19 protein-coding genes and 1 pseudogene are annotated in these 21,238 nt (G+C 63.3%); 15 read left to right on the top strand and 5 right to left on the bottom strand.

Annotation, left to right across the window (positions count from 1 at the left end):
* Nucleotides 1-56: 56 nt before the first annotated feature.
* From FJ934_RS18180 to fghA, 3 genes are all read left to right on the top strand, one after another.
* Nucleotides 57-1,091: a betaine/proline/choline family ABC transporter ATP-binding protein gene (locus tag FJ934_RS18180; protein WP_140610988.1), complete on the top strand. Its 1,035-nt coding sequence runs from the start codon at nt 57-59 to the stop codon at nt 1,089-1,091.
* A complete protein-coding gene (locus FJ934_RS18175; protein WP_210241966.1) occupies nt 1,088-2,617 on the top strand; it encodes an ABC transporter permease subunit in 1,530 nt (509 codons plus the stop codon). Before FJ934_RS18180 ends, FJ934_RS18175 begins: the two co-directional genes overlap by 4 nt.
* Before the next feature lie 172 nt (nt 2,618-2,789).
* A complete protein-coding gene (gene fghA / locus FJ934_RS18170) occupies nt 2,790-3,632 on the top strand; it encodes an S-formylglutathione hydrolase (protein ID WP_140610957.1) in 843 nt (280 codons plus the stop codon).
* 30 nt (nt 3,633-3,662) lie between these two features.
* Here fghA and FJ934_RS18165 read toward each other — a convergent pair whose 3' ends face one another.
* A complete protein-coding gene (locus tag FJ934_RS18165) occupies nt 3,663-4,985 on the bottom strand; it encodes an MFS transporter (protein WP_140610956.1) in 1,323 nt (440 codons plus the stop codon).
* Nucleotides 4,986-5,186: 201 nt separating this feature from the next.
* Between FJ934_RS18165 and cyoA the strand changes: the two genes are divergently transcribed.
* From cyoA to FJ934_RS18130, 7 genes are all read left to right on the top strand, one after another.
* On the top strand, nt 5,187-6,368 hold the full coding sequence (cyoA, locus tag FJ934_RS18160) for a ubiquinol oxidase subunit II (RefSeq protein WP_140610955.1): 1,182 nt from the start codon (nt 5,187-5,189) through the stop codon (nt 6,366-6,368).
* 10 nt (nt 6,369-6,378) lie between these two features.
* Nucleotides 6,379-8,382 (top strand): cytochrome o ubiquinol oxidase subunit I, encoded by a 2,004-nt coding sequence (cyoB, locus tag FJ934_RS18155; protein WP_140610954.1) that lies wholly within the window; start codon nt 6,379-6,381, stop codon nt 8,380-8,382.
* A gap of 2 nt (nt 8,383-8,384) precedes the next feature.
* Complete coding sequence (cyoC, locus tag FJ934_RS18150) at nt 8,385-9,011, top strand: cytochrome o ubiquinol oxidase subunit III (protein ID WP_140610953.1); 627 nt, start codon at nt 8,385-8,387, stop codon at nt 9,009-9,011.
* Nucleotides 9,008-9,385: a cytochrome o ubiquinol oxidase subunit IV gene (gene cyoD, locus FJ934_RS18145; RefSeq protein ID WP_140610952.1), complete on the top strand. Its 378-nt coding sequence runs from the start codon at nt 9,008-9,010 to the stop codon at nt 9,383-9,385. Before cyoC ends, cyoD begins: the two co-directional genes overlap by 4 nt.
* On the top strand, nt 9,382-11,547 hold the full coding sequence (locus tag FJ934_RS28690) for an SURF1 family cytochrome oxidase biogenesis protein (RefSeq protein ID WP_140610951.1): 2,166 nt from the start codon (nt 9,382-9,384) through the stop codon (nt 11,545-11,547). Before cyoD ends, FJ934_RS28690 begins: the two co-directional genes overlap by 4 nt.
* Entirely contained in the window at nt 11,537-12,073 is a 537-nt protein-coding gene (locus FJ934_RS18135) for a response regulator transcription factor (protein WP_181165667.1), read from the top strand. Before FJ934_RS28690 ends, FJ934_RS18135 begins: the two co-directional genes overlap by 11 nt.
* Nucleotides 12,074-12,207: 134 nt before the next feature.
* On the top strand, nt 12,208-13,473 hold the full coding sequence (locus FJ934_RS18130; RefSeq protein ID WP_140610984.1) for a DUF763 domain-containing protein: 1,266 nt from the start codon (nt 12,208-12,210) through the stop codon (nt 13,471-13,473).
* 16 nt (nt 13,474-13,489) lie between these two features.
* On the opposite strand, the gene FJ934_RS18125 is transcribed toward FJ934_RS18130, so the two are convergent.
* Entirely contained in the window at nt 13,490-13,690 is a 201-nt protein-coding gene (locus FJ934_RS18125) for a KTSC domain-containing protein (RefSeq protein ID WP_140610949.1), read from the bottom strand.
* 138 nt (nt 13,691-13,828) lie between these two features.
* Here FJ934_RS18125 and FJ934_RS18120 point away from each other — a divergent pair, with 138 nt between their 5' ends.
* Nucleotides 13,829-14,443, top strand: a complete 615-nt coding sequence (locus FJ934_RS18120) for an alpha-ketoglutarate-dependent dioxygenase AlkB (protein WP_140610948.1) — start codon at nt 13,829-13,831, stop codon at nt 14,441-14,443.
* Nucleotides 14,444-14,507: 64 nt separating this feature from the next.
* Here the strand turns inward: FJ934_RS18120 and FJ934_RS18115 are convergent, their stop codons facing one another.
* On the bottom strand, nt 14,508-15,293 hold the full coding sequence (locus tag FJ934_RS18115) for an SDR family oxidoreductase (protein WP_140610947.1): 786 nt from the start codon (nt 15,291-15,293) through the stop codon (nt 14,508-14,510).
* Between the two features lie 101 nt (nt 15,294-15,394).
* On the opposite strand from FJ934_RS18115, the gene uxuA reads away from it, so the two are divergent.
* Entirely contained in the window at nt 15,395-16,579 is a 1,185-nt protein-coding gene (gene uxuA, locus FJ934_RS18110) for a mannonate dehydratase (RefSeq protein ID WP_140610946.1), read from the top strand.
* A gap of 260 nt (nt 16,580-16,839) precedes the next feature.
* Nucleotides 16,840-18,186, top strand: coding sequence for an FAD-binding oxidoreductase (locus tag FJ934_RS18105; RefSeq protein WP_140610945.1), 1,347 nt, complete (start codon nt 16,840-16,842; stop codon nt 18,184-18,186).
* Nucleotides 18,187-18,461: 275 nt separating this feature from the next.
* Here the strand turns inward: FJ934_RS18105 and FJ934_RS18100 are convergent, their stop codons facing one another.
* Nucleotides 18,462-18,677, bottom strand: a complete 216-nt coding sequence (locus tag FJ934_RS18100) for a hypothetical protein (protein ID WP_140610944.1) — start codon at nt 18,675-18,677, stop codon at nt 18,462-18,464.
* A gap of 44 nt (nt 18,678-18,721) precedes the next feature.
* On the opposite strand from FJ934_RS18100, the gene FJ934_RS18095 reads away from it, so the two are divergent.
* Together FJ934_RS18095 and FJ934_RS28455 are read left to right on the top strand one after the other, a co-directional pair.
* Nucleotides 18,722-19,411, top strand: a complete 690-nt coding sequence (locus tag FJ934_RS18095) for an SDR family NAD(P)-dependent oxidoreductase (RefSeq protein ID WP_140610943.1) — start codon at nt 18,722-18,724, stop codon at nt 19,409-19,411.
* 65 nt (nt 19,412-19,476) lie between these two features.
* On the top strand, nt 19,477-20,061 hold the full coding sequence (locus tag FJ934_RS28455; protein WP_246671552.1) for a hypothetical protein: 585 nt from the start codon (nt 19,477-19,479) through the stop codon (nt 20,059-20,061).
* 52 nt (nt 20,062-20,113) lie between these two features.
* On the opposite strand, the pseudogene FJ934_RS18085 reads toward FJ934_RS28455, so the two are convergent.
* Nucleotides 20,114-21,234 (bottom strand): annotated as a pseudogene (locus FJ934_RS18085) (P1 family peptidase).
* Nucleotides 21,235-21,238: the final 4 nt, after the last annotated feature.

Raw genomic sequence — 21,238 nt, 5'->3', positions numbered from 1 at the left:
GCCCCCAGGCGGGATCGATAAACGTGGACGCCGCCGCCGGTCCCGCCGCCATTGTCATGAACGGTGTCTGGAAAGTCTTCGGCGCCCGCGCGCCGGAGGCGATGACGGCTATCCTGCGCGAGCACCTCGACAAGGACGAGGTGGTCAAGCGCTTCGGCTGCGTGGTCGGCGTGGCCGACGTCAGCATCTCGGTCGCCCCAGGGGAGATCTTCTGCGTCATGGGGCTTTCGGGCAGCGGGAAATCGACGCTGATCCGCCATATCAACCGTCTTCTCGAACCGTCGGCCGGCAAGATTTTCGTCGACGGCGAGGACATCATGGCCAAGACGCCGTCCGAACTCAGGGCGCTGCGGTCCCGCAAGATCGGCATGGTGTTTCAAAGCTTCGGCCTGCTTCCACACCGGACGGTTCGCGACAATGTCGCCCTGCCGCTGGAAATCCAGGCGGCAAGCAAGCAGCGTCGCTTCGACGTCGCCGAGGCGGCGCTCGCCAAGGTCAACCTGTCCGGCTGGGGCGATCGCTATTGCCATGAGCTTTCGGGCGGCATGCAGCAGCGCGTCGGGCTGGCTCGGGCGCTGGCCGCGAATTCGGCGATTCTCTTGATGGACGAGCCGTTCAGCGCGCTTGACCCGCTGATAAGGCGGCAGCTTCAAGACGAATTCCTCGCCCTGTCACGATCGATAGGCAAGACGGTCGTCTTCATCACGCATGATCTCGACGAGGCGATCCGCATCGGCGACCGCATCGCGATCATGAAGGATGGTGTCATCATCCAGATCGACACGCCCGAGGAGATCGTCACCGCGCCTAAGCACGAATACGTGGCAAAGTTCGTCGCCGACATTTCGCGCCTGACGGTCATCACCGCGCGGCGCATCATGGAACCCGTCGAGAGCTTCAGGGCACGGGATCGCTCAATGCTGGATATCGATCGGTTGCGCAAGGTCGCCTCGCAGCAGCCGCTGGCCGAGCTTGTCGAACTCGCCGCCCAGGATGCCGCTCCACTGGCGGTAACCGATGGCGGCGGGATTGTCGGCATCGTCGACAGGCAAGCTCTCCTCGAGGGTTTGAGAAAGGGCGCACGACCGTGAACGCTCATGATCCGGTAGCCAAGCCGATGGTCGGGCACGACCGGTCGTCGGAAGAAGGTCTTGTCCGGGATTTCGTGGTCCAGAATTCGGCCTATTACGTCGAGATGTTCGCCCGCATCAGGGACGCGCGAAATGCCGTCTGGCCGTTCAACGTCGCGGCGGCGCTGCTGGGTCCGGTGTGGGCGGCCGCCCGTGGCACAATGGTGCTGTTCTGGATCGCCTTCTTCCTCGAGATGCTGGCGGTGGTTCAGATCGGCGTTGGCGCGGCTGGTAATCTGGGCGGAGCGGAGATGGCACGGGCCGAACGGCTCACCAAGCAGGCCGAAGCACGCGCCGAGCAGGCGAAAGCCGCGACGGCGGCGGGAGCCGACAATGCCGAAGGCCTGAAATCGTCCGCGGCGGCCTTGGAGAAGGCCGCGAGCGCCGCCCGGCAGCAGGTCGAAACGGCGAGGGCGAAAGTGCCGCTGCTGATCGGAGCGGGTCTCCTCACGCTGTTTGTTGCCAAGCTCATCACCGGGTTTCTCGCCAACAGGATGCTTGAGCGGCGGTTCGCGCGATGGCGCTCGCAGCCCACGCTGCGGCACGGGCTCGATTATCCGCTCGCCACGGGAGCGCTCGTCTTCTGTCTCCTCGCCTACGGGCTTTCCGTCTATCGCTTCGCCGTCGCGGCACCGGCCGCCTGGCTCACCGTTGCGCCGTCCAATCATGACTGGCAGGCCGCCCTGTCCTCCGGACTGGATGGCCTGATGGCGGCGATATCGCATAGCGGAGAAGGCGTGTTCGGCGTGGTCACGGGGGCGATATCCCTGGTTCTCGACGGCCTGGCCTATGCGCTGACGGGAATGCCCTGGCCGGTGACGATGGCGATCATCCTCGTCCTTGCCTGGCAATTGGCGGGGCCGCGCGTCGCCATCTTCACCGCCGCCGCGCTGGCCTATCTCGCCGTGCTTGGCTTCTGGGAAAAAAGCCTGGAGACAGTGGCCTTGCTGGGCACCGCCGCGGTCCTTTGCCTGGCCATCGGCATTCCGCTCGGCATCTGGTGTGGGCGCAGGCCGCGTGTCTACACGGCATTGCGGCCGGTGCTGGACTTCATGCAGACCATGCCCGCCTTCGTCTATCTCATCCCCGTGATCGCTTTGTTCGGCATCGGCAAACCCCCCGGCGTGATCGCCACCTTGATCTTCGGCACGCCGCCCGTGGTACGTTTGACGGCGCTTGGCCTGCAAGGTGTGCCGCCGGCCGTCCGCGAAGCCGCACAAGCCTATGGCGCCACAAGGTGGTTTCTGCTGACGCGGGTGGACCTGCCGCTTGCGATGCCCTCGATCATGGCTGGCATCAACCAGACCATATTGATGTGCCTGTCCATGGTCGTCATCGCCTCGCTGATCGGTGCCAAGGGACTCGGCGAGGACGTCTTGAACGCCCTTCAATATGCGGCGGTGGGGCAGGGGCTGCTGGCGGGTTTCGCGATTTTGCTCTGCGCCATGATCATCGACCGGATCGTGCAGGGAAGGCCCAGCCGGTAGCCTCCGGGCTCCTCGCGTTGCGGCCAACTTCAGGACATGCAAGATCGCAACAGCGGCGGCGCAAAAAAATGCGCGCGCCGCCGGTCATGGTCCAATCCACCAGCCTTGCCGTGATCCGGGTCAATGCCTTAGACAGGCGCCCGTGAACAATCCAAAGGCGGAGAGGAACCACATGTCGGACCGGATGAAGACCATCTCCTCTGCTAGGTCGCATGGCGGCGTGCAGGGTGTCTATTCCCACGCTTCCGATGCCTGCTCCTGCGACATGATTTTTGCCGTTTTCGTGCCGCCGCAGGCCCGTGAAAAACCTTGTCCGGTCGTATGGTACCTCTCCGGCCTGACCTGCACCCATGCCAATGTAATGGACAAGGGCGAGTACAGGCGGATGGCCGCAGAGCTTGGCCTGATCGTCGTCTGTCCCGACACCAGCCCCCGCGGCGCCGATATCCCCGACGAGAAGGAGAATTGGCAGTTCGGCAGCGGCGCCGGCTTCTACGTCGATGCGACCCAAGCGCCCTACGCCAGGAACTATCGCATGTATTCCTATGTCACCGAGGAACTGCCGGCGTTGATCACGCAGGAATTTCCGGCCGACATGACGCGCCAGGCGATCTTTGGCCACTCGATGGGTGGGCATGGCGCGCTGACGATTGCGCTAAAAAATCCCGAGCGCTTCAAGAGCTGCTCGGCGTTTGCGCCGATCGTGCAGCCAAGCACCGCCGGCTGGTCGAGGCCGGCCTTCGAGAAATATCTCGGCGCGGACGAGGCGTCATGGCGGAACTGCGATGCCACCTCGCTCATCGAGGACGGCCACCGCTTCCCGGAGTTCTTCGTCGATCAAGGGACGTCGGACGGATTTCTCAATGATGGGCTGAGGCCGTGGCTCCTGGAAGCAGCCTGCGCCAAGGCCGGCATTCCCCTGACATTGCGTATGCAGGACGGCTATGATCACTCGTATTTCTTCATTTCGACGTTCATGGACGACCATCTGAAATGGCACGCCCAAAGGCTCTGATCCGGGGCCAACGTCCGTCCTCGTGCCTGGTCAGTCGGCCCGACGGTCCGCGACTGGGCGCCGCCCGTCGATCCACAGGGCAAGCAATGTGCAGCCCGCGCCCGAGAGCAAATAGGCACCGGCGGCGATGAGGCCGAAATTGCCGGCCAGCAGCAGGGCTGCGAGCGGTGCGAAGCCGGCGCCGAACATCCATGCCAGGTCAGAAGTTATTGCAGAGCCGGTATAGCGGTACTGCCGGGAAAAGCTCGATGCGACGACGCCGGACGATTGCCCGAAACTCAGCCCCAGGAGGATGAAGCCCAGCACCATGAACAGGGCCTCGCCGATGGTGCCGCCATCGAGAAGCTGCGGGGCAAAACCGCTGAATGTCGCGATTGCGATCGCCGAGCCGCCGAGCAGCGCGGGGCGTCCGACGCGGTCGGCCAGCGGCCCTGATGCGACGATGGCCGCAATGCCGAACAGCGCGCTCACCGCCTCGATCACCAGGAAACGCGCCGGTCCCTCATTGGTGAACAGGAACACCCAGGAGAGCGGAAACACCGTCACCATGTGGAACAGGGCGAAACTCGCCAGCGGCGCGAAGGCGCCGACGACGACGTTGCGGCCTTCGGCCCTGATCGTGTCCCTGATCCGGGTCGGCTGCAGATCCCCGCTCTCGTACAATCTTGCGAATTCGGGTGTGACGACGATGCGCAGCCTGGCGAACAGGGCCACGACATTGATGGCGAAGGCGACGAAGAAGGGATAGCGCCAGCCCCACGAGAAGAAGTCGTCGGCCGACAGGTTGGCGACGAAGAAGGCGAAAAGGGAACTCGCCACGATGAGACCGATCGGCGCGCCCAGTTGCGGGATCATGGCATAGAAGCCGCGCCGGTTCCGCGGCGCGTTCAGCGCCAGCAGCGAGGGCAGCCCGTCCCATGTACCGCCAAGCGCCAACCCCTGCCCGATGCGGGCCAGCGCCAGCAGCCAGACGGCGACAGCACCTATGTCGCCATAGCCAGGCAGAAACGCGATGGCGACGGTCGACGTGCCGAGCAGGAACAGCGCGATCGTCAGTTTCGCGCCGCGGCCATGGGCGCGATCGACCGCCATGAACAGCACGGAGCCGAATGGGCGCGCGACGAAGGCCAGCGCGAAGATGCAGAAGGAGTAGAGCGTGCCGACGAGCGGATCGTGAGCCGGAAACATAAGCTTGGGAAATACGATGACTGAGGCGATCGCATAGACGAAGAAGTCGAAGAATTCCGACGTCCTGCCCACGATCACGCCGACCGCGATATCGCCCGCGCTGACCTGGCCATGATCCGAGCCGATCAGTCCGCTGTTCGTTTCGGCACTCGAAGTCTGAGCCATCTGTCCGTCGCCACTGAGTGGAATGAGGTGTCAGGGACCTAATTCCCGGGATCCCATCGTGCGCCGCACACTGTGCCAAAGCCACCCCGGCTGGGCATTGGACAAATTGTCCAATGTCACCGCGCGGCGGCCGGCAGTAGCCCTTGATCGAGACCGCATTGCAACATGAGTGTTGCCGCGATCCATCGAGGGCAGCGTTTGATGAAACGATTTGGAGCCTTGCTTCTGTTTCCCCTGGCCGGGCTGTTGAGCGGCTGCGATCTGGTCGTGCTGGCGCCCGCGGGCGACGTCGCGGCCCAGCAGCGCGACCTGCTCGTGGTCTCGACCTTGCTGATGCTGGTCATCATCGTGCCGGTCATGGCGCTGACTGTCTTTTTCGCCTGGCGCTACCGACAATCCAACGCCTCGGCGACTTACACGCCGGACTGGGATCATTCGACGAAACTGGAACTGGTGATCTGGGCCGCCCCTCTGCTCATCATCATATGCCTTGGCGCGCTGACCTGGCTCGGCACGCACCTGCTCGACCCATACCGCCGGATCGACCGGATCGGGTCCGGCCAGCCGGTCACACAAAACCACAAGCCGCTCAAGGTCGAGGTCGTGGCGCTCGACTGGAAATGGCTCTTCATCTATCCGGACTACGGCATCGCCTCCGTCAACGAGCTGGCGGCGCCGGTCAACCAGCCGATCGATTTCCGCATCACCTCGTCGGCGGTGATGAATTCCTTCTATATTCCGGCACTTGCCGGACAGATCTATGCCATGCCCGGCATGGAGACGAAGCTGCACGCCGTCATCAACCAGCCGGGCACCTATAGCGGCTTCTCGGCCAACTACAGCGGCGCCGGTTTTTCGGGGATGCGTTTCGCCTTCCACGGCCTGTCCGACAAGGCTTTCGACCAATGGGTGGCGCAGACCAGGACAGCGTCGGCGGCGCTCAACCGCGACAGCTATCTCGAACTCGAAAAGCCGAGCGAGAACGAACCGGTCCGCCACTACGCTTTCGTCGATCCCGACCTTTACGGCGCCATCCTCAATTTGTGCGTCGAGCGCGGCAAAATGTGCATGAACGAGATGATGTCGATCGACGCCAAGGGTGGCCTTGGTCTCGCGGGCGTCCGCAACACGCAGCCGCTGCAATATGACAAGCTCGCCCGGCGCGGCGCGATATTCGGCAACGATCCGTCCTATGTCGCCAGCATCTGCACGGCGGAGGAGGCTGCCGCGGCGGCGCGCGCCGCCGGCGATGCCATGCCGACAAACTGGCCGGCGAAGGATCTTTCCCCACTACGCGGGGCGGGGCTGCTGCGCCCCGGGACCGAGAGCCGCCGCGCCGAAGCGGGTACGCCGCCGCTCGGCCTGTTGCGGCGCGAATTGTGAGAGATAGCCAATGCCCGACTCTTTGACCAAGTTCATCTTCGGCCGTCTCACCTGGGAATCGCTGCCCCTGCATGAGCCGATCGTCGTCGCCACCTTCGTCGCGGTCGCGCTCGGTGGCATCGCCCTTCTCGGCGCGATCACCTATTTCAAGCTGTGGGGCTATCTCTGGCGCGAGTGGTTCACCAGCGTCGACCACAAGAAGATCGGCATCATGTACATGGTGTTGGGACTGGTCATGCTGCTGCGCGGCTTCTCGGACGCCATCATGATGCGGCTCCAGCAAGCCATCGCCTTCAACGGCTCCGAGGGCTACCTCAACTCGCATCACTACGACCAGATCTTCACCGCCCATGGCGTGATCATGATCTTCTTCGTGGCGATGCCCTTCGTCACCGGGCTGATGAACTTCGTCGTGCCGCTGCAGATCGGCGCGCGCGACGTCTCCTTCCCCTTCCTCAACAATTTCAGCTTCTGGATGACGGTCGGCGGCGCTATCCTGGTCATGGCGTCGCTGTTCGTCGGTGAATTCGCCCGCACCGGCTGGCTCGCTTATCCGCCGCTCTCCGGCATCGGCTACAGTCCTGACGTCGGCGTCGACTATTACATCTGGGCGCTGCAGGTGGCGGGCGTCGGCACGACGCTGTCGGGCATCAACCTGATCTGCACGATCATCAAGATGCGCGCGCCCGGCATGACGATGATGCGCATGCCTATCTTCACCTGGACGTCGCTTTGCACCAACGTGCTGATCGTGGCGTCCTTCCCGGTGCTGACGGCGGTGCTCGCGATGCTGTCGCTCGACCGCTATGTCGGCACCAACTTCTTCACCAACGACTTCGGCGGCAACCCGATGATGTATGTGAACCTCATCTGGATATGGGGTCACCCGGAAGTCTACATCCTCATCTTGCCGCTGTTCGGCGTCTTTTCCGAGGTCACCTCGACCTTCTCTGGCAAGCGCCTGTTCGGCTACACCTCGATGGTCTACGCCACGGTGGTCATCACCATCCTGTCGTATCTCGTCTGGCTGCATCACTTCTTCACCATGGGCTCCGGCGCCAGCGTCAATTCCTTCTTTGGCATCACCACGATGATCATCTCGATCCCGACCGGGGCGAAGATCTTCAATTGGCTGTTCACCATGTATCGCGGCCGCATCCGCTTCGAACTGCCGATGATGTGGACGGTGGCCTTCATGCTCACCTTCGTCGTCGGCGGCATGACCGGGGTGCTGCTGGCCGTGCCGCCGGCGGATTTCGTGTTGCACAACAGCCTGTTTCTGATCGCGCACTTCCACAACGTCATCATCGGCGGCGTGCTGTTCGGCCTGTTCGCCGGCATCGCCTACTGGTGGCCCAAGGCCTTCGGATTCAAGCTCGATCCATTCTGGGGCAAGGTCTCGTTCTGGTGCTGGGTGGTCGGCTTCTGGTTCGCCTTCATGCCGCTCTACATCCTGGGCCTGATGGGCGTGACGCGCCGCATGCGCGTCTTCGACGACCCTTCGCTGCAGATCTGGTTCGTGATCGCCGCCTTCGGCGCGGTGCTGATCGCCTTCGGCATCGGCGCTTTCCTGATCCAGATATTCGTCTCGATTCGCAGGCGTGCCGAACTCGTCGATGTCACCGGCGATCCGTGGGGCGGTCGCACGCTCGAATGGTCCACCTCCTCGCCGCCGCCGGCCTACAATTTCGCCTTCACGCCGGTCATCCGCGACAATGACGCCTGGTGGGACATGAAGAAGGCCGGCTATCGGCGCCCGCTTTCCGGCTTCAGGCCGATCCATATGCCTGATAACACCGGCACCGGCATCATCCTGGCGGCCTTCAGCGTCGCGCTCGGCTTCGGCATGATCTGGTACATCTGGTGGCTGGCGGCGCTGAGCTTCGTCTGTCTGATCGCAACCGCGATCGGCCACACCTTCAACTATCACCGCGACTTCCACATTCCGGCGGCCGAAGTCACGCAAACGGAAGAGGCGAGGACGATGCTTCTCGCCCCTCAATCCAGGGTTTGAGCATGCTATCGACGACAATCACGGCCGGCACCGAACCGGTCTTTCACCTGGAAGAAGAGCATGCGCATGCCGAAGGCAGCAGCACCATGCTTGGCTTCTGGCTCTACCTGATGAGCGATTGTCTGATTTTCGCGATGCTGTTCGCGGCCTATGGTGTGCTCGGCGGCAACTACGCGGCCGGTCCCGCGCCCAAGGACCTGTTCGATCTCGATCTGGTGGCGGTCAACACCGCCATGCTGCTCTTCTCCTCGATCACCTATGGCTTTGCCATGCTGACCATGGACAAGGGCCGCGTGGCCGCGACACAGGCCTGGCTCGCCGTCACTGGCCTGTTCGGCCTGGCCTTCCTGTCGATCGAGCTCTACGAATTCGCCCACATGATCCATGAGGGTGCCACGCCGCAGCGCAGTGCCTTCCTGTCGTCCTTCTTCTCCCTGGTGGGAACGCACGGCCTGCATGTCACCTTCGGCACGATCTGGCTGGTGACGCTGATGGTACAGGTCGCGAGATTTGGCCTCATCGAGGCGAACCGCCGCCGCCTGACGTGCCTCTCGATGTTCTGGCACTTCCTCGACGTCGTCTGGATCGGCGTCTTCACCTTCGTCTATCTGATGGGGATGTTGCGATGAACGCTCACGATCACGCCGCCGATCACGGCCACGCGCATGGCGCCGCCGCGCACGGAACGCTGAAAACCTACCTGACCGGTTTCGTCCTGTCGGTGATCCTCACCGCCATCCCGTTCTGGCTGGTCATGACCGGCGCCATCGACAACAAGCAGGCCACGGCCATCGTCGTCATGGCTTTCGCGGCGGTGCAGATCGTGGTCCACATGGTCTTCTTCCTGCATATGAACACCGCCTCGGAAGGCGGCTGGTCGATGCTGGCGCTGATCTTCACGCTGATCCTGGTCGTCATCGTGCTGACCGGCTCGCTCTGGGTGATGTACCACCTCAACGCCAACATGATGCCGGGGCTTCACGACATGCGCGAGATGCCATGAGCCCGCCGCCGGGCGCGGGGAGGACCACTATCGAGGCACGGGACGGCCAAGCTGGCATCCGTCTGCGCACCGCGCCCCGCAAGGACGCGGGCAGATCGCCCGCGTCGCGTCTTTTCCTCCTGCTGCTCGGGATCCTCGGTGTGCTGGTGTTTGTCGGGCTTGGCATTTGGCAGCTGGAAAGGCGCGTCTGGAAACTCGATCTGATCGCCCGCGTCGATCAACGTATCCATGCTCCCGTCGTCGATGCGCCTGGCCCAGTCGGTTGGAACGGCTTGACCGCGGTCGGGTCCGAATACAGCCATGTGCGACTGGCCGGACGCTTTCTGGGCGGCGCCAGCACGCTGGTGCAGGCGGTGACGGAGCTTGGCGGCGGATACTGGGTGCTGACGCCGATGCGAACCGACCGCGGCTTCGTCGTGCTTGTCAACCGCGGTTTCGTGCCCGTGGAGCGCAAGGCCGAGTTCGAGCGGGAGAGCGGTGATGGCTTCACCGCGCCGGTCGTCATTGACGGGCTGTTGCGCATGAGCGAGCCCGGCGGCGGCTTCCTGCGCAAGAACGACGTCGCGGACAATCGCTGGTACTCGCGGGACGTTGCCGCCATCGCGACCGCGCGCGGCCTGACTGACGTCGCGCCCTATTTTGTCGATGTGGGAGCGTCCGGCACGGATGGCTGGCCGCGCGGCGGTTTGACCGTCGTGAATTTCCGCAACAGCCATTTGGTCTATGCTTTGACCTGGTTCACGCTCGCTGCGATGCTTGCCGTCGCCCAGGCCGCGCCGATGTGGCCGCTGGCGGCAAGGACCGGCAAGATGAGCATCCCGCCCCAAGTGCTTGGCAACGACAAGTCCTTCGCGGCGGCGTCCTTTGCCGGCAAAGTCGGTGCGGTTGCCGATCCCGATGCGGCGAACAGGAAGAACCTGCTCCTGCTCATCCAGTTGCGCTGGCTGGCGGTGGCGGGCCAGGTGCTCACCATTTTGGTGACGGAATACTGGTTCGCCATCCCGCTGCCGTTGCCGGAGATGGCCGGCGTCGTGCTTTTCCTGGTCGGGCTGAACATCTTCAGCCTCCTGGTCTTGCGTGGCCAGCGGCCGATCAGCAACGCGCAGTTGTTCGTCGCGCTGATCTTCGACATGGCGGCATTGACGATCCAGCTTTACCTGAGCGGCGGCGCCTCGAACCCGTTCGTGTCGCTCTATCTGCTGCAGATCACCCTTGGCGCCGCGCTGCTGACACCCTGGTCCACCTGGATCCTGGTGGTGGCCGCCTCCGCCTGCTTCGTCTTCCTCATCTTCCAATTCCTGCCGATCGCGATCCCGCATCACGGCGGCAGCGACCTGTTGGCCTTGCATTTGCGCGGCATGTTCATCTGCTTCGTGCTGGCGGCCGGCCTGATCGTGATCTTCATGACCCGCATCAACCGAAATTTGCGTGAGCGCGATGCCTATCTCGCCGATCTGCGCCAGCGATCGGCCGAGGAGGACCACATCGTGCGCATGGGCCTGCTGGCCTCAGGTGCCGCGCATGAGCTGGGCACGCCGCTTTCGACCATCTCCGTCATCCTCTCCGACTGGCGCCAGATGCGAAGCGTCACCCGCAACCGCGAGCTAGCCGGCGACGTGGCCGAAATGCAGGCGCAGATCGAGCGCTGCAAAAGCATCGTGTCGGGCATCCTCATGTCTTCGGGGCAAGCAAGGGGCGAGGGCACGATCCGCACCAGCATCCGCCATTTCCTCGACGATCTTGTCCAGGAATGGCGTGTCAGCCGCCAGCCGCTCAATCTGGATTACAGGAACGATTTCGAACCTGACGAGCAGATCGTGTCCGACACGGCGCTGAAGCAGGTCGTCTTCAACGTATTCGACAACGCCCAGGAAGCATCGCAGGATTGGGTCGGCGTCACCGCCGAGCGGCAGGGCGAGAAACTGATGATTACCGTGCGCGACCACGGGCCTGGTTTCGACGAGGGTATTCTGGCGGCGCTCGGCCAGCCCTATATGTCGAGCAAGGGACGGCCGGGCGGTGGCCTTGGTCTTTTCCTGGTGATGAATGTGGTTCGAAAGCTGGGAGGCGACTTTTCGGCGCGCAACATGGAGCAGGGGGCTTGTGTCACCCTTTCGCTGCCGCTTGCGGCGCTGACCGATGGAGATGATCATGAAGGCTGATCGATCCCTGTTTATCGTTGAGGACGACGCGACCTTCGCGAAAACGCTGAAGCGGTCCTTCGAAAAGCGCGACTACGACGTCACGGTCTGCCACGGCAGGGAAGACTTGGCTCGCGCCCTCGAAACCGCTGTTCCGGCCTACGCCGTCGTTGATCTCAAGCTGGGAGCCGGCGGCTCCGGGTTGGAATGCGTCAAGCTCCTGAGCGCCCGCGACGCTTCGATGAGGATTGTCGTGCTGACCGGCTTCGCCAGCATCGCCACCGCGGTCGAGGCGATCAAGCTTGGCGCATGCCATTACCTGGCGAAGCCCGCCAACACCGATGACATCGAAGCCGCCTTCGGCAGGGCCGAAGGCGACGTTTCCGTTTCGCTGAGCAGCCGTCCCACCTCGATCAAGAACCTCGAATGGGAGCGCATCCACGAAACGCTCGTCGAGACCGGTTTCAACATCTCCGAAACGGCGCGCCGGCTTGGCCTGCACCGGCGCACTTTGGCCCGCAAGCTCGAGAAACGCGTGGTGAGATAGCCGGAACGCCGTGCCAGCGGACCGGCCGAAAACCGTTTTGGCCCATCGACCACTTGAGACGCGAGCACTCAATGCTTCCCTCTGCGGCCTGGGATACTTATCTGTCGGGACAGACACCGGAACGGGCAACAGGCGTGGCGCAACGATCGGGCAGTGCTGATCTTCCACTTCATGGCGGACGTGTGCCGAAATGGCTGGGCGACCGCATGACGCGTCTTGGCGCCGTGATGTGCGAGGCGATCATCCATCACTATGGCCGCAACGAATTGCTGCGGCGGCTGGCGCATCCGTTCTGGTTCCAGTCCTTCGGCGCCGTCATGGGCATGGACTGGCACTCGTCCGGCATCACGACCAGCGTTGTCGGCGCCTTGAAACGCGGCCTCATGCCGCTGTCTGGCGAACTCGGCATCCACGTCTGCGGCGGCCGTGGCGCGCATTCGCGCAAGACCCCGCATGAACTTGCCGCGATCGGCGAGCGCATCGGCTTCGACGGGACACGCCTGGCGACCGCCAGCCGGCTTGTTGCCAAGGTGGACAGCGCCGCGGTCCAGGATGGTTTCGATCTCTATCTGCACGGCTTTATCGTCACCGATGACGGCGACTGGGTGGTGGTGCAGCAAGGCATGAACGGCGACAGCAAGGTGGCACGCCGCTACCATTGGCTCTCCGAAGGCCTTAAGAGCTTCGTCGATCAGCCGCACGCCGCCATCGAGGGCGCCAACCAGGGCGAGATCGTCAACCTGACCGACCATCGTGCCGAGGCCTCGCGTCTGGGCCAGCTGGATTTGCTTCAGGACCTCGGCCCGGACCGCATCCTGCGGGAATTCGCTGCCCTGAGTTCTGGCACCACATCGGCTCCGGAGCAGCCGCTGCTGCCGCATCTGGTCATGCCGGCTCACCATGATGTTCGCGAAAGCGATGTCGTCATGCGCCGCCTGCATGGAAACATGGCGGCGGCGGCCGAACGCGGCCCGGCGGATTTTTCCGAGCTTCTGCTGGTGCCCGGTGTGGGCGCGCGTACGGTGCGCGCATTGGCGCTCGTGGCCGAGGTGGTGCATGGCGCGCCGTGCCGTTTTTCCGATCCCGGCCGTTTCTCGCTCGCGCATGGCGGCAAGGACAGGCACCCGTTTCCTGTTCCGCTCAAGGTCTATGACGAGACGATAGGTGTGCTGAAGTCGGCCGTGCAGAAGGCCAAGCTTGGTCGCGAAGAGGAAATCGGCGCTCTGAGGCGGCTCGACGATCAGTCGCGGCAGGTCGAGCGGTATGTCACCGGCCCCAGCCTGAAGGAGATTGTCGCCGGCGAATTCGACCAGTCGCATCTGCTTGGCGGCCGCAGTGTCTTTGGCTGGGAGCCGGCGCCGGACAAGACGCCCGCCGAGCGAGACAAGACAGGGAAGTAGCGTCGGACGCATCGCGTCATGCCACGCGACGATACCTATAGTGATCCCGGATGAATTTGTTGAAGAAGCTGCCCTTGGAGGAAGACGTCCTGAACGCGGCATAAGTCGCAGCGGCAACGTCCATATAGTCGTAGCGATGGCCGGTGGGCACGAACCAGACTGAGAGGATCCTGGTCGCGGGATCGTATTGTATGTTTCGGATTGCGGTCGACGGCATCTTGGCAACCTGACGGCTCAGCCAGATAAATCCGCAAGCCATGGTCTGGTTCCCTGCCGCGCTGCGCCCAGCTATCCGTCACGCAGGCAAGCGCGAGCCAGTATTGCCTCGTGGTCCGCTCCTCACCATCTAGGCGGGATGTCGCCGCTCAAATCGAAAGCTACCGCCCGCAACGTCGCACTCCAGCACGATCTCTTTGGCGATGCCTCGGATCTGCCGGAGGGGTTTGCCTATCAGGCGGGATTAATCACGCCGCAGGAAGAGACACAACTCGCCCGGCATCTGGAAGAACTGCCTTTCCAGGCGTTCGACTTTCATGGCCACCTCGCAAACCGGCGCGTCGTCGGGTTCGGCTTGCGCTACGATTATGACCGGCGCGAAGTCGTCGAAGCGCCGCCGATCCCCGACTTCCTGTTGCCTTTGCGCGAGAAGGTCGCGGCCTTTGCGCGTTGGCCTGCCGAGGCCTTCGCGCAGGTGCTGATCAATGAATACCGGCCTGGTGCCGGCATCGGCTGGCATCGCGACAAGCCGCATTTCGAAGATGTCGCTGGCGTCTCGCTGCTTGCGCCCTGCAGCTTCCGGCTTCGCCGAAAGAACGGTAACGGGTGGGACCGCCGGACCATCCTGGTCGAGCCAAGGTCGGCCTATCTCATGACGGGGCCTTCGCGCACCGAATGGGAGCACAGCATCCCGCCGCTCGCCGAGCACCGCTATTCGATCACCTTGCGGACATTGCGTTCCCGAGACAGCTGAGCCTGACGGCCAAGCGGAATCGTCCGGGGCGAACGATCTCCGGCCAGGACCGATCTTCGTAAGTCTACTTCACGCCGATCCCGGCGGTCAGGCCGCCATCGATCTTGTAGTCCGCGCCGGTACAGAAGCCTGCCTTCGACGAGCACAGGAAAGCGATGAGTTCCGCCACTTCCTCCGGCTCGCCGATCCGGCCTAGCGGATGGGCGGCGCCGAAGCGCCTGTAGGCCTCTTCGACATCGGCATCGCTGCCGTTTTCTCCACGCGCGGCTTTCTCGAGGATCGGCGTGCGGATCGAACCCGGGCTCACCGAATTGACCCGGATGCCGGCCGCGGCGTAGTCGAGCGCCAGCGAGCGTGTCAGCGTATGGATGGCGCCTTTCGTCGTGGCATAGGCGGCAACCTTCTGCTGGCAGGCGAAGCCCTGCACCGAAGCGACATTGACGATGGCGCCGGCGCCGCGCTTGATCATTTCCGGGATGCCGAAATGCGCGGTCAGATAGATCGACCCGACATTGACCGTCATCGCCCGGTTCCAGGTTTCCCAGTCGGTCGTCGTCGCGGTTCCGTAGGGATGGACCGCAGCGGAATTGACGATGATGTCGAGGCCGCCGAACCGCTCGACACCGTCGGCAATCGCGTCGCGAACCTGATCGGAAACTGAGACATCGGCGTCCAGGATTCGCGCGCCGGGTCCGAAGCTTTCCAGTTCCGCCTTCATCGCCGCGTTCGCGGCCCGGTCGATGCCGCAGGCGATGATCGCGGCACCTCCAGCCGCAAGGCGCCTGGCGGTTGCCAGGCCAATGCCGGTCGTTCCCGTCACAAATGCCACCTTGCCGTCGAAATCCTTCATCGTGGGAGCTCCTTCATGCGCTATTGGAAACCGGTTCTTGGTTTGACACTCATCGTGATCAAACAATAGGTTGCCGGTCTCTTGCAAAAAGGAAAGTGGCAATGGAACAGTGTTGGCGCTGGTATGGGCCGGATGATCCGGTGACGCTTGAGCACATCAAGCAGGCTGGCGCCACCGGCGTGGTTTCAGCACTTCACCACATCTACGATGGCAGGGCCTGGCCTGAAGCCGATGTGCTCGAGCGCAAGCGCATCATCGAGGCCGCCGGCCTGACATGGTCGGTTGTCGAGAGCATCCCGGTCCACAATTCCTTCAAGATCGGCGCACCCGAACGCGAGCGCTATGCCGGCTATTATCGTGACAGCATCCGCGCGCTCGCCAGGGCCGGCATCAAGACGATCTGCTACAATTTCATGCCGGTGGTGGACTGGACCCGCACCGACCTCATGTACCGTTTGCCGACGACGGGCTACGCGCTGCGCTTCGACGCCATCGACTTTGCCGCCTACGATCTTTTCGTGCTGCAGCGCAAGAATAGCGCCGCCAGCTATACGCCGGCGCGCATTGCCGAGGGCGAGAAGCGGCTGAAGGTGCTGACGCCAGAGCGGATCGACCAGATCGAGCGCAACCTCATCGCCGGCCTGCCGGCGACCGAGCGCAGCTATAACAGGGACAGTTTTCGCGAGGCCTTGGCCGAATATGATGCGATCGGACCGACGGAGTTGCGCGACAACCTTGCCTGGTTCCTGCGCGAGATCATTCCGGCGGCCGAAGACGAGGGGGTGCGCATGTGCATCCATCCCGACGATCCGCCATTCTCGCTCTATGGCCTGCCGCGTGTCGTTTCGACTGCTGAGGATGCGCGTTTCATTCTCAATGCCGTCGACAGCCCGGCCAATGGGCTGACCTTCTGCACCGGCTCCTACGGCACGCGTGCCGACAACGACATTGTCGCCATGATCAAGGAATTCGCCGAGCGCATCCATTTCGTGCATCTGCGCAACATCACCATCGAGGAGGACGGCTCGTTCTACGAAGCTGAGCATCTCGAGGGTGGCACCGACATGGCGCACGTCATTCTTGCGTTGATGCAGGAAGAGACGCGTCGTCGCGGGAAAGGCCGTGCCGATTGGCAAATCCCGATGCGGCCGGATCACGGCCATCTGCTCGCCGACGATATCGGCAAGAAGAAGATCAATCCCGGCTACTCGTTGATCGGGCGGCTCAAGGGTCTCGCCGAACTGCGCGGCATCATGCGCGCCGTGGAGCGGTTCGGGCTGGCGTGAGCCATAGCGAAGCGGGCTGTTGTCTGCTTCTCTGGCCAGCCTGTTCCATCCCGATCTTCCCAGATTTCCCTTCCGGATCGTGCTCAGCCTGGCTCGGTGGCCAACAATTTCATTGTGCTGGCACGCAAATTTCCGAGTTCGGCGGTGTAGTGCTGACCAGCGCTCTCTGCACGCGTGCCGGCGTCCCAGGGGAGCGACTCTCGCGCCGCCAGGACCAGCCATCGGTGCAGGGCCGTGGCGTACCAAAAGGACAATGCTCTTTGACGACCTTCCCCTTCACCGAAGCCACTCCAATCCAATTTCAGGCGCCGCTGCCGAAGACGTCGGATGTGGTGATTGTCGGCGGCGGCGTCATCGGCGTGACCGCGGCGCTGTTTCTGGCGCGGCGCAACATACCAGTGACTTTGCTGGAGAAGGGGCGCATCGCCGCCGAGCAGTCCTCGCGCAACTGGGGCTGGATACGCCAGCAGGGCCGCGACGCAGACGAACTGCCCATCGTCATCGAAGCGCAGCGTCTCTGGCGGCAACTGGCCGAGGAAAGCGGCGAAGACATAGGCTTGACACAGACGGGCGTTACCTATCTTGCGCGTACCGACAAGGAAATGGCCGGTTTCGCCAAATTCCTGAAGATAGCCGAAGCTCATGGCGTCGACACGCGTCTTCTCGACCAGGGTGAGACCGCGAGGCTGATCCCGACCATGTCACGCTCCTTCAAGGGCGCCATGACCACGCCGTCGGACATGCGTGCCGAGCCCTGGGTCGCTGTGCCGGCGCTTGCCCGCCTGGCCGCTCGCCAGGGTGTCACCATCATCGAGAACTGTGCCGCACGCATGCTCGATATCTCCGCCGGGCGCGTCAGCGGCGTCTGGACCGAACGAGGCCGCATCGCCACGTCGAGCGTGCTTGTCGCCAGCGGCGCGTGGACATCGCTATTCCTGCGCGCGCACGGAGTTTCGATCCCGCAGCTCAGTGTCCGAACGACCGTCGTGGCGACCGCGCCGATGCCGGAAATCTACGCGGGCGCCGCCGCGGACGAACACATCGCATTCCGGCGCAGAAAGGATGGCGGGTACACGCTGGCGGCAGGAGGCAGCCATCTGCTCTATGTTGGGCCGGACGCTTTTCGCCACGCACCGAAATATCTGCCCGCCCTGAAGGCAAATCCGTTCGGCACGCGCTACCGGCCGGCGGCACCCCGTGCATATCCGGACGCCTGGTCGACCCCACGCAAATGGGATGCGGACAAGGAAAGCCCGTTCGAAAAGATGCGCGTTCTCAATCCTGTTCCCGAGGTCAGGGCCCTTCGCGCCATCGATGCCGGCTTCAGGGGACTTTTCCCGCAATTCGACGCGGTGCCGCTCAAGGCGAGCTGGGCCGGTATGATCGATGCGATGCCGGATGTCGTGCCTGTTGTCGACCGCGCGGCCGCGGTTCCGGGTCTCGTAATCGCGACAGGGATGAGTGGCCACGGCTTCGGCATAGGCCCTGGCATGGGCCGTATCCTGTCCGATTTGATCCAGGGCAACGAGACAGGACACAGCCTTCACAGGTTCCGTCTATCCCGGTTCAGCGATGGCAGCCCGATCCAGTTGGGGCCGTCGCTCTAGACCTCGCTTGTTGACTGGCCTCTGCCAGGATGTCGACATGCTGGCCGACCCTGACGAACCGCGAGACCAGCGCGGCATGATCGCGATCAGCTTTCCCTCGCGAGTGGAAAGAAATATCCCGTCGCGGCTGCAACGAAGGGCTGATTGTTCCTTCCCGGCAATCTGAAGTCGATGAGACTTGCGGGCAATGACGGCCGTCACTACGAGGATCTGCTGGAGCGGAAATCCGGGGTGGCTGACTTTCTACCGGAAAGGACAGGATTTTCGCAGTATCGTCAGATCTTTAGAAAATCATTCGTCGTATCCGGCCCGAAATCGGTCCAAAAGAAAAAAATCCGTTCGGTGTTTTCCTCCCATTTCGCCGGACGGTGTTCCCCTCTGAAGGTTATGACCTTCTTTTTGGCCGGGCCGCTTTCGCGCCCGGCCATTTTTCTGGGTGCCGTGCACGTTGCCGGCGCCGCGCTGATCGGGCAAGCTTCAATAAAGGCCATGCGCCAGCCGTTGGCCGCAATCAGTGGAAAGAAGGAGAGGTCTCATGACATCCAAAGTCGCCGTCATCGCCGGTGCAGGCTCCGGCTTGAGCGCCTCGCTCGCGCGTCTTTTCGCGAAGGAGGGGTTCCATGTGGTCCTGGCTGCCCGCAACGTTGAAAAGCTGGAAGCCTTGCAGGCGCAGACAGGCGCGCAGGCTGTGGCAACGGATGTCTCCGACCCTGCGTCGGTGGCGCGTCTGTTCGATGTCGCCGACAAGGCCGGTCCGCTCTCGCTGGTGGTCTTCAACGCCAGCGGACGCGCCCGTGGACCGATCGCCGAGCTCGATCCCGAGACCGTCCGGCAGGCTTTGCTGGTCGGGGCTTATGGCGGTTTCCTGGTCGGCCAGCAGGCGACCCACCGGCTCCTCGCCCAGGGGGCGGGCTCGATCTTCTTCACCGGAGCGACGGCAAGCGTGAAGGGGTTCGCGGGCTCCGCCGGTTTTGCAATGCCCAAATTCGGCTTGCGCGGGCTGGCGCAGTCCATGGCGCGTGAACTGGCGCCGAAGAACATCCACGTCGCGCATTTCATCATCGATGGCGCCATTGGCTCAGCCGCGTCCGGGCAGGATTCCGAGCCGCAGGATCGCCGGCTGTCACCCGATGCGATCGCGCAGGCCTATCTCTCCATCCATCGCCAGCACCGCAGCGCCTGGACCTGGGAAATGGAACTCAGGCCCTGGGTTGAGACCTTCTGACAGGACTGGCGCAATGTGCGACTTCCGAGCGTCCTGCGGGCTCGGTTCAGAGGAGTCGACATTGCATGAGGATATCACTATATAGCGGCGGCCTCGCGGGCTCGCGCCTTGAAGCGCAACGTCCAAAGGCGGCTGTAGCGACAGCCATTGAGATGCGAAACGGACTGAAAGCCGTAAAAGATAGAAGCAATTGCTCGGAGCGGGACCGATCCCGCCAACGGTACAGTCCTTCAGAACCAGAAAATGTTCTTCATCTCTCGATTTCCTTCGGCTCTGTGGACCTTGGACGGCATCGACTTGCCGGCTGGCCGCGACTCGGCTGGAATGGGAGCATGCATCCTTTGTTGGATGCCGACGTTTATGATTACCAACCGGCTTTGCCGCAAGGGAACAGCAATATGAGTGAACACGCGATCGAATTCTTGCGGGGATGGATCGGCGAAAAGGTCCATTGCCAAGCCCATGCCAGGATCGAGAAGCAGGCCGAGACACTGGCCAAGGAATGCGCCGCCAAGGCGGCCGAGGTCGGCATCCCGTTGGAGGACATCCAGGAGGAAGTCGGCGATATTCAGGAGTTGATCGCCTCCAGGCTCGAGGAAGCCGCCGAGGCCGATGAACACCAGCAGCCTTCCAGCAAGGCCGCGGAATAAATTGAGGGTCGAAGCTGCCTGAATGCGCGGGCCATCTGGCCCGCGTTTCGTCTCAGCCGAACTTTTCCTTCAGCCACGCCTTCGGCAGTGCCGGCACGAAATTGCCGTCGCGCCCGGTCATGTCGTCATTGGCGACAAGGGCGTTGAGGATCGATTCTTCCACGGTCTGGATCACCGCGTCGAAAAACGGATCGATGTCCGTATCGGGGATGAAATCGGCATTGCGATGCGGCCCGATGGCGCCAGCGCCGCGTCGGGATTGGCTGTCGAGAAGGCGAGAAAGATATCGCCCGAGCTGTGATAGCCGAAGCCGCCGGTCATGGCGACGCCGAGCGGCACACGGCGAGCCAGCCGCTTCATCTGGTGCGGCAGGAACGGCGCGTCGGTGGCGATGACGGCAATGATGGAGCCCTTTTCGGCGCGCGGCGTTCCCTCGCGGACAGCTGGCTCGATAAGGTCCGGTCCGGCACGCAGGCCACGAAGGGTAAAATTGCGCCGCTTGCCGAAATTCGACTGCACGAAGGCGCCCACCGTGTAGCTGCGCCCTTGCCATGCGACGATGCGTGACGCCGTGCCGGAACCGGCCTTGAAGCCGAAAGTGATCATGCCGGTGCCGCCGCCGACGCTGCCTTCCTCGACCGGGCCGCCCGCCGCGCCATCGAGCGCCTCGGCGACATGCGCAAACGTCAAATGGTGGCCGTTTATGTCGTTGAGGAACCCGTCATAGGTCTCCGCCGCCACCGGCAGGCCCCAGGCACTGTCGATTGCGGCCGGCAGCGCCTGGTTCATCCAACGCAGCGTGCCGTCACGCGAAACCCCGCAGGAATGCGTGTTGGTGATGGTGATCGGGAAGTTGAAAGCGCCGGTTTCCTCGACGATATGCGAGCCGGTCAACTCACCATTGCCATTCTGGCTGAAGATGCCGGCGAAAACTGGCGCGGCCAATTCGGCACGCGGCCTCGGCAGAATGGCGGTGACGCCGGTGCGCACCGGCCCCTTGCCGACGACGAGCGCGCCATCGCCCGATATCAGCGTCGAATAGCCGACCGCGACACCGGGCACGTCGGTGATCGCATTGAACGGCCCGGGCGTTCCGTCAAAGCCGATGCCGATGCTTCGCGCGCGCGGCTTGCCTGACGGCGTTGCCAAATGATGATGCGGATTGTCGGTCATGATC

Source organism: Mesorhizobium sp. B2-4-12 (assembly GCF_006441575.1).
Classification (GTDB): domain Bacteria; phylum Pseudomonadota; class Alphaproteobacteria; order Rhizobiales; family Rhizobiaceae; genus Mesorhizobium.
This window is presented reverse-complemented; position numbering and strand designations above follow the sequence as displayed.

Bases quoted from the DNA above. Each gene is read 5' to 3' on its own strand.
- FJ934_RS18180 (WP_140610988.1), top strand. From the start codon at position 57: ATGAACGGTGTCTGGAAAGTCTTCGGCGCCCGCGCGCCGGAGGCGATG.
- fghA (WP_140610957.1), top strand. From the start codon at position 2,790: ATGTCGGACCGGATGAAGACCATCTCCTCTGCTAGGTCGCATGGCGGC.
- FJ934_RS18165 (WP_140610956.1), bottom strand. From the start codon at position 4,985: ATGGCTCAGACTTCGAGTGCCGAAACGAACAGCGGACTGATCGGCTCG.
- cyoA (WP_140610955.1), top strand. From the start codon at position 5,187: ATGAAACGATTTGGAGCCTTGCTTCTGTTTCCCCTGGCCGGGCTGTTG.
- cyoB (WP_140610954.1), top strand. From the start codon at position 6,379: ATGCCCGACTCTTTGACCAAGTTCATCTTCGGCCGTCTCACCTGGGAA.
- cyoC (WP_140610953.1), top strand. From the start codon at position 8,385: ATGCTATCGACGACAATCACGGCCGGCACCGAACCGGTCTTTCACCTG.
- cyoD (WP_140610952.1), top strand. From the start codon at position 9,008: ATGAACGCTCACGATCACGCCGCCGATCACGGCCACGCGCATGGCGCC.
- FJ934_RS28690 (WP_140610951.1), top strand. From the start codon at position 9,382: ATGAGCCCGCCGCCGGGCGCGGGGAGGACCACTATCGAGGCACGGGAC.
- FJ934_RS18135 (WP_181165667.1), top strand. From the start codon at position 11,537: ATGAAGGCTGATCGATCCCTGTTTATCGTTGAGGACGACGCGACCTTC.
- FJ934_RS18125 (WP_140610949.1), bottom strand. From the start codon at position 13,690: ATGCCGTCGACCGCAATCCGAAACATACAATACGATCCCGCGACCAGG.
- FJ934_RS18120 (WP_140610948.1), top strand. From the start codon at position 13,829: ATGTCGCCGCTCAAATCGAAAGCTACCGCCCGCAACGTCGCACTCCAG.
- FJ934_RS18115 (WP_140610947.1), bottom strand. From the start codon at position 15,293: ATGAAGGATTTCGACGGCAAGGTGGCATTTGTGACGGGAACGACCGGC.
- uxuA (WP_140610946.1), top strand. From the start codon at position 15,395: ATGGAACAGTGTTGGCGCTGGTATGGGCCGGATGATCCGGTGACGCTT.
- FJ934_RS18100 (WP_140610944.1), bottom strand. From the start codon at position 18,677: ATGGCCTTTATTGAAGCTTGCCCGATCAGCGCGGCGCCGGCAACGTGC.
- FJ934_RS18095 (WP_140610943.1), top strand. From the start codon at position 18,722: ATGACATCCAAAGTCGCCGTCATCGCCGGTGCAGGCTCCGGCTTGAGC.
- FJ934_RS28455 (WP_246671552.1), top strand. From the start codon at position 19,477: ATGAGGATATCACTATATAGCGGCGGCCTCGCGGGCTCGCGCCTTGAA.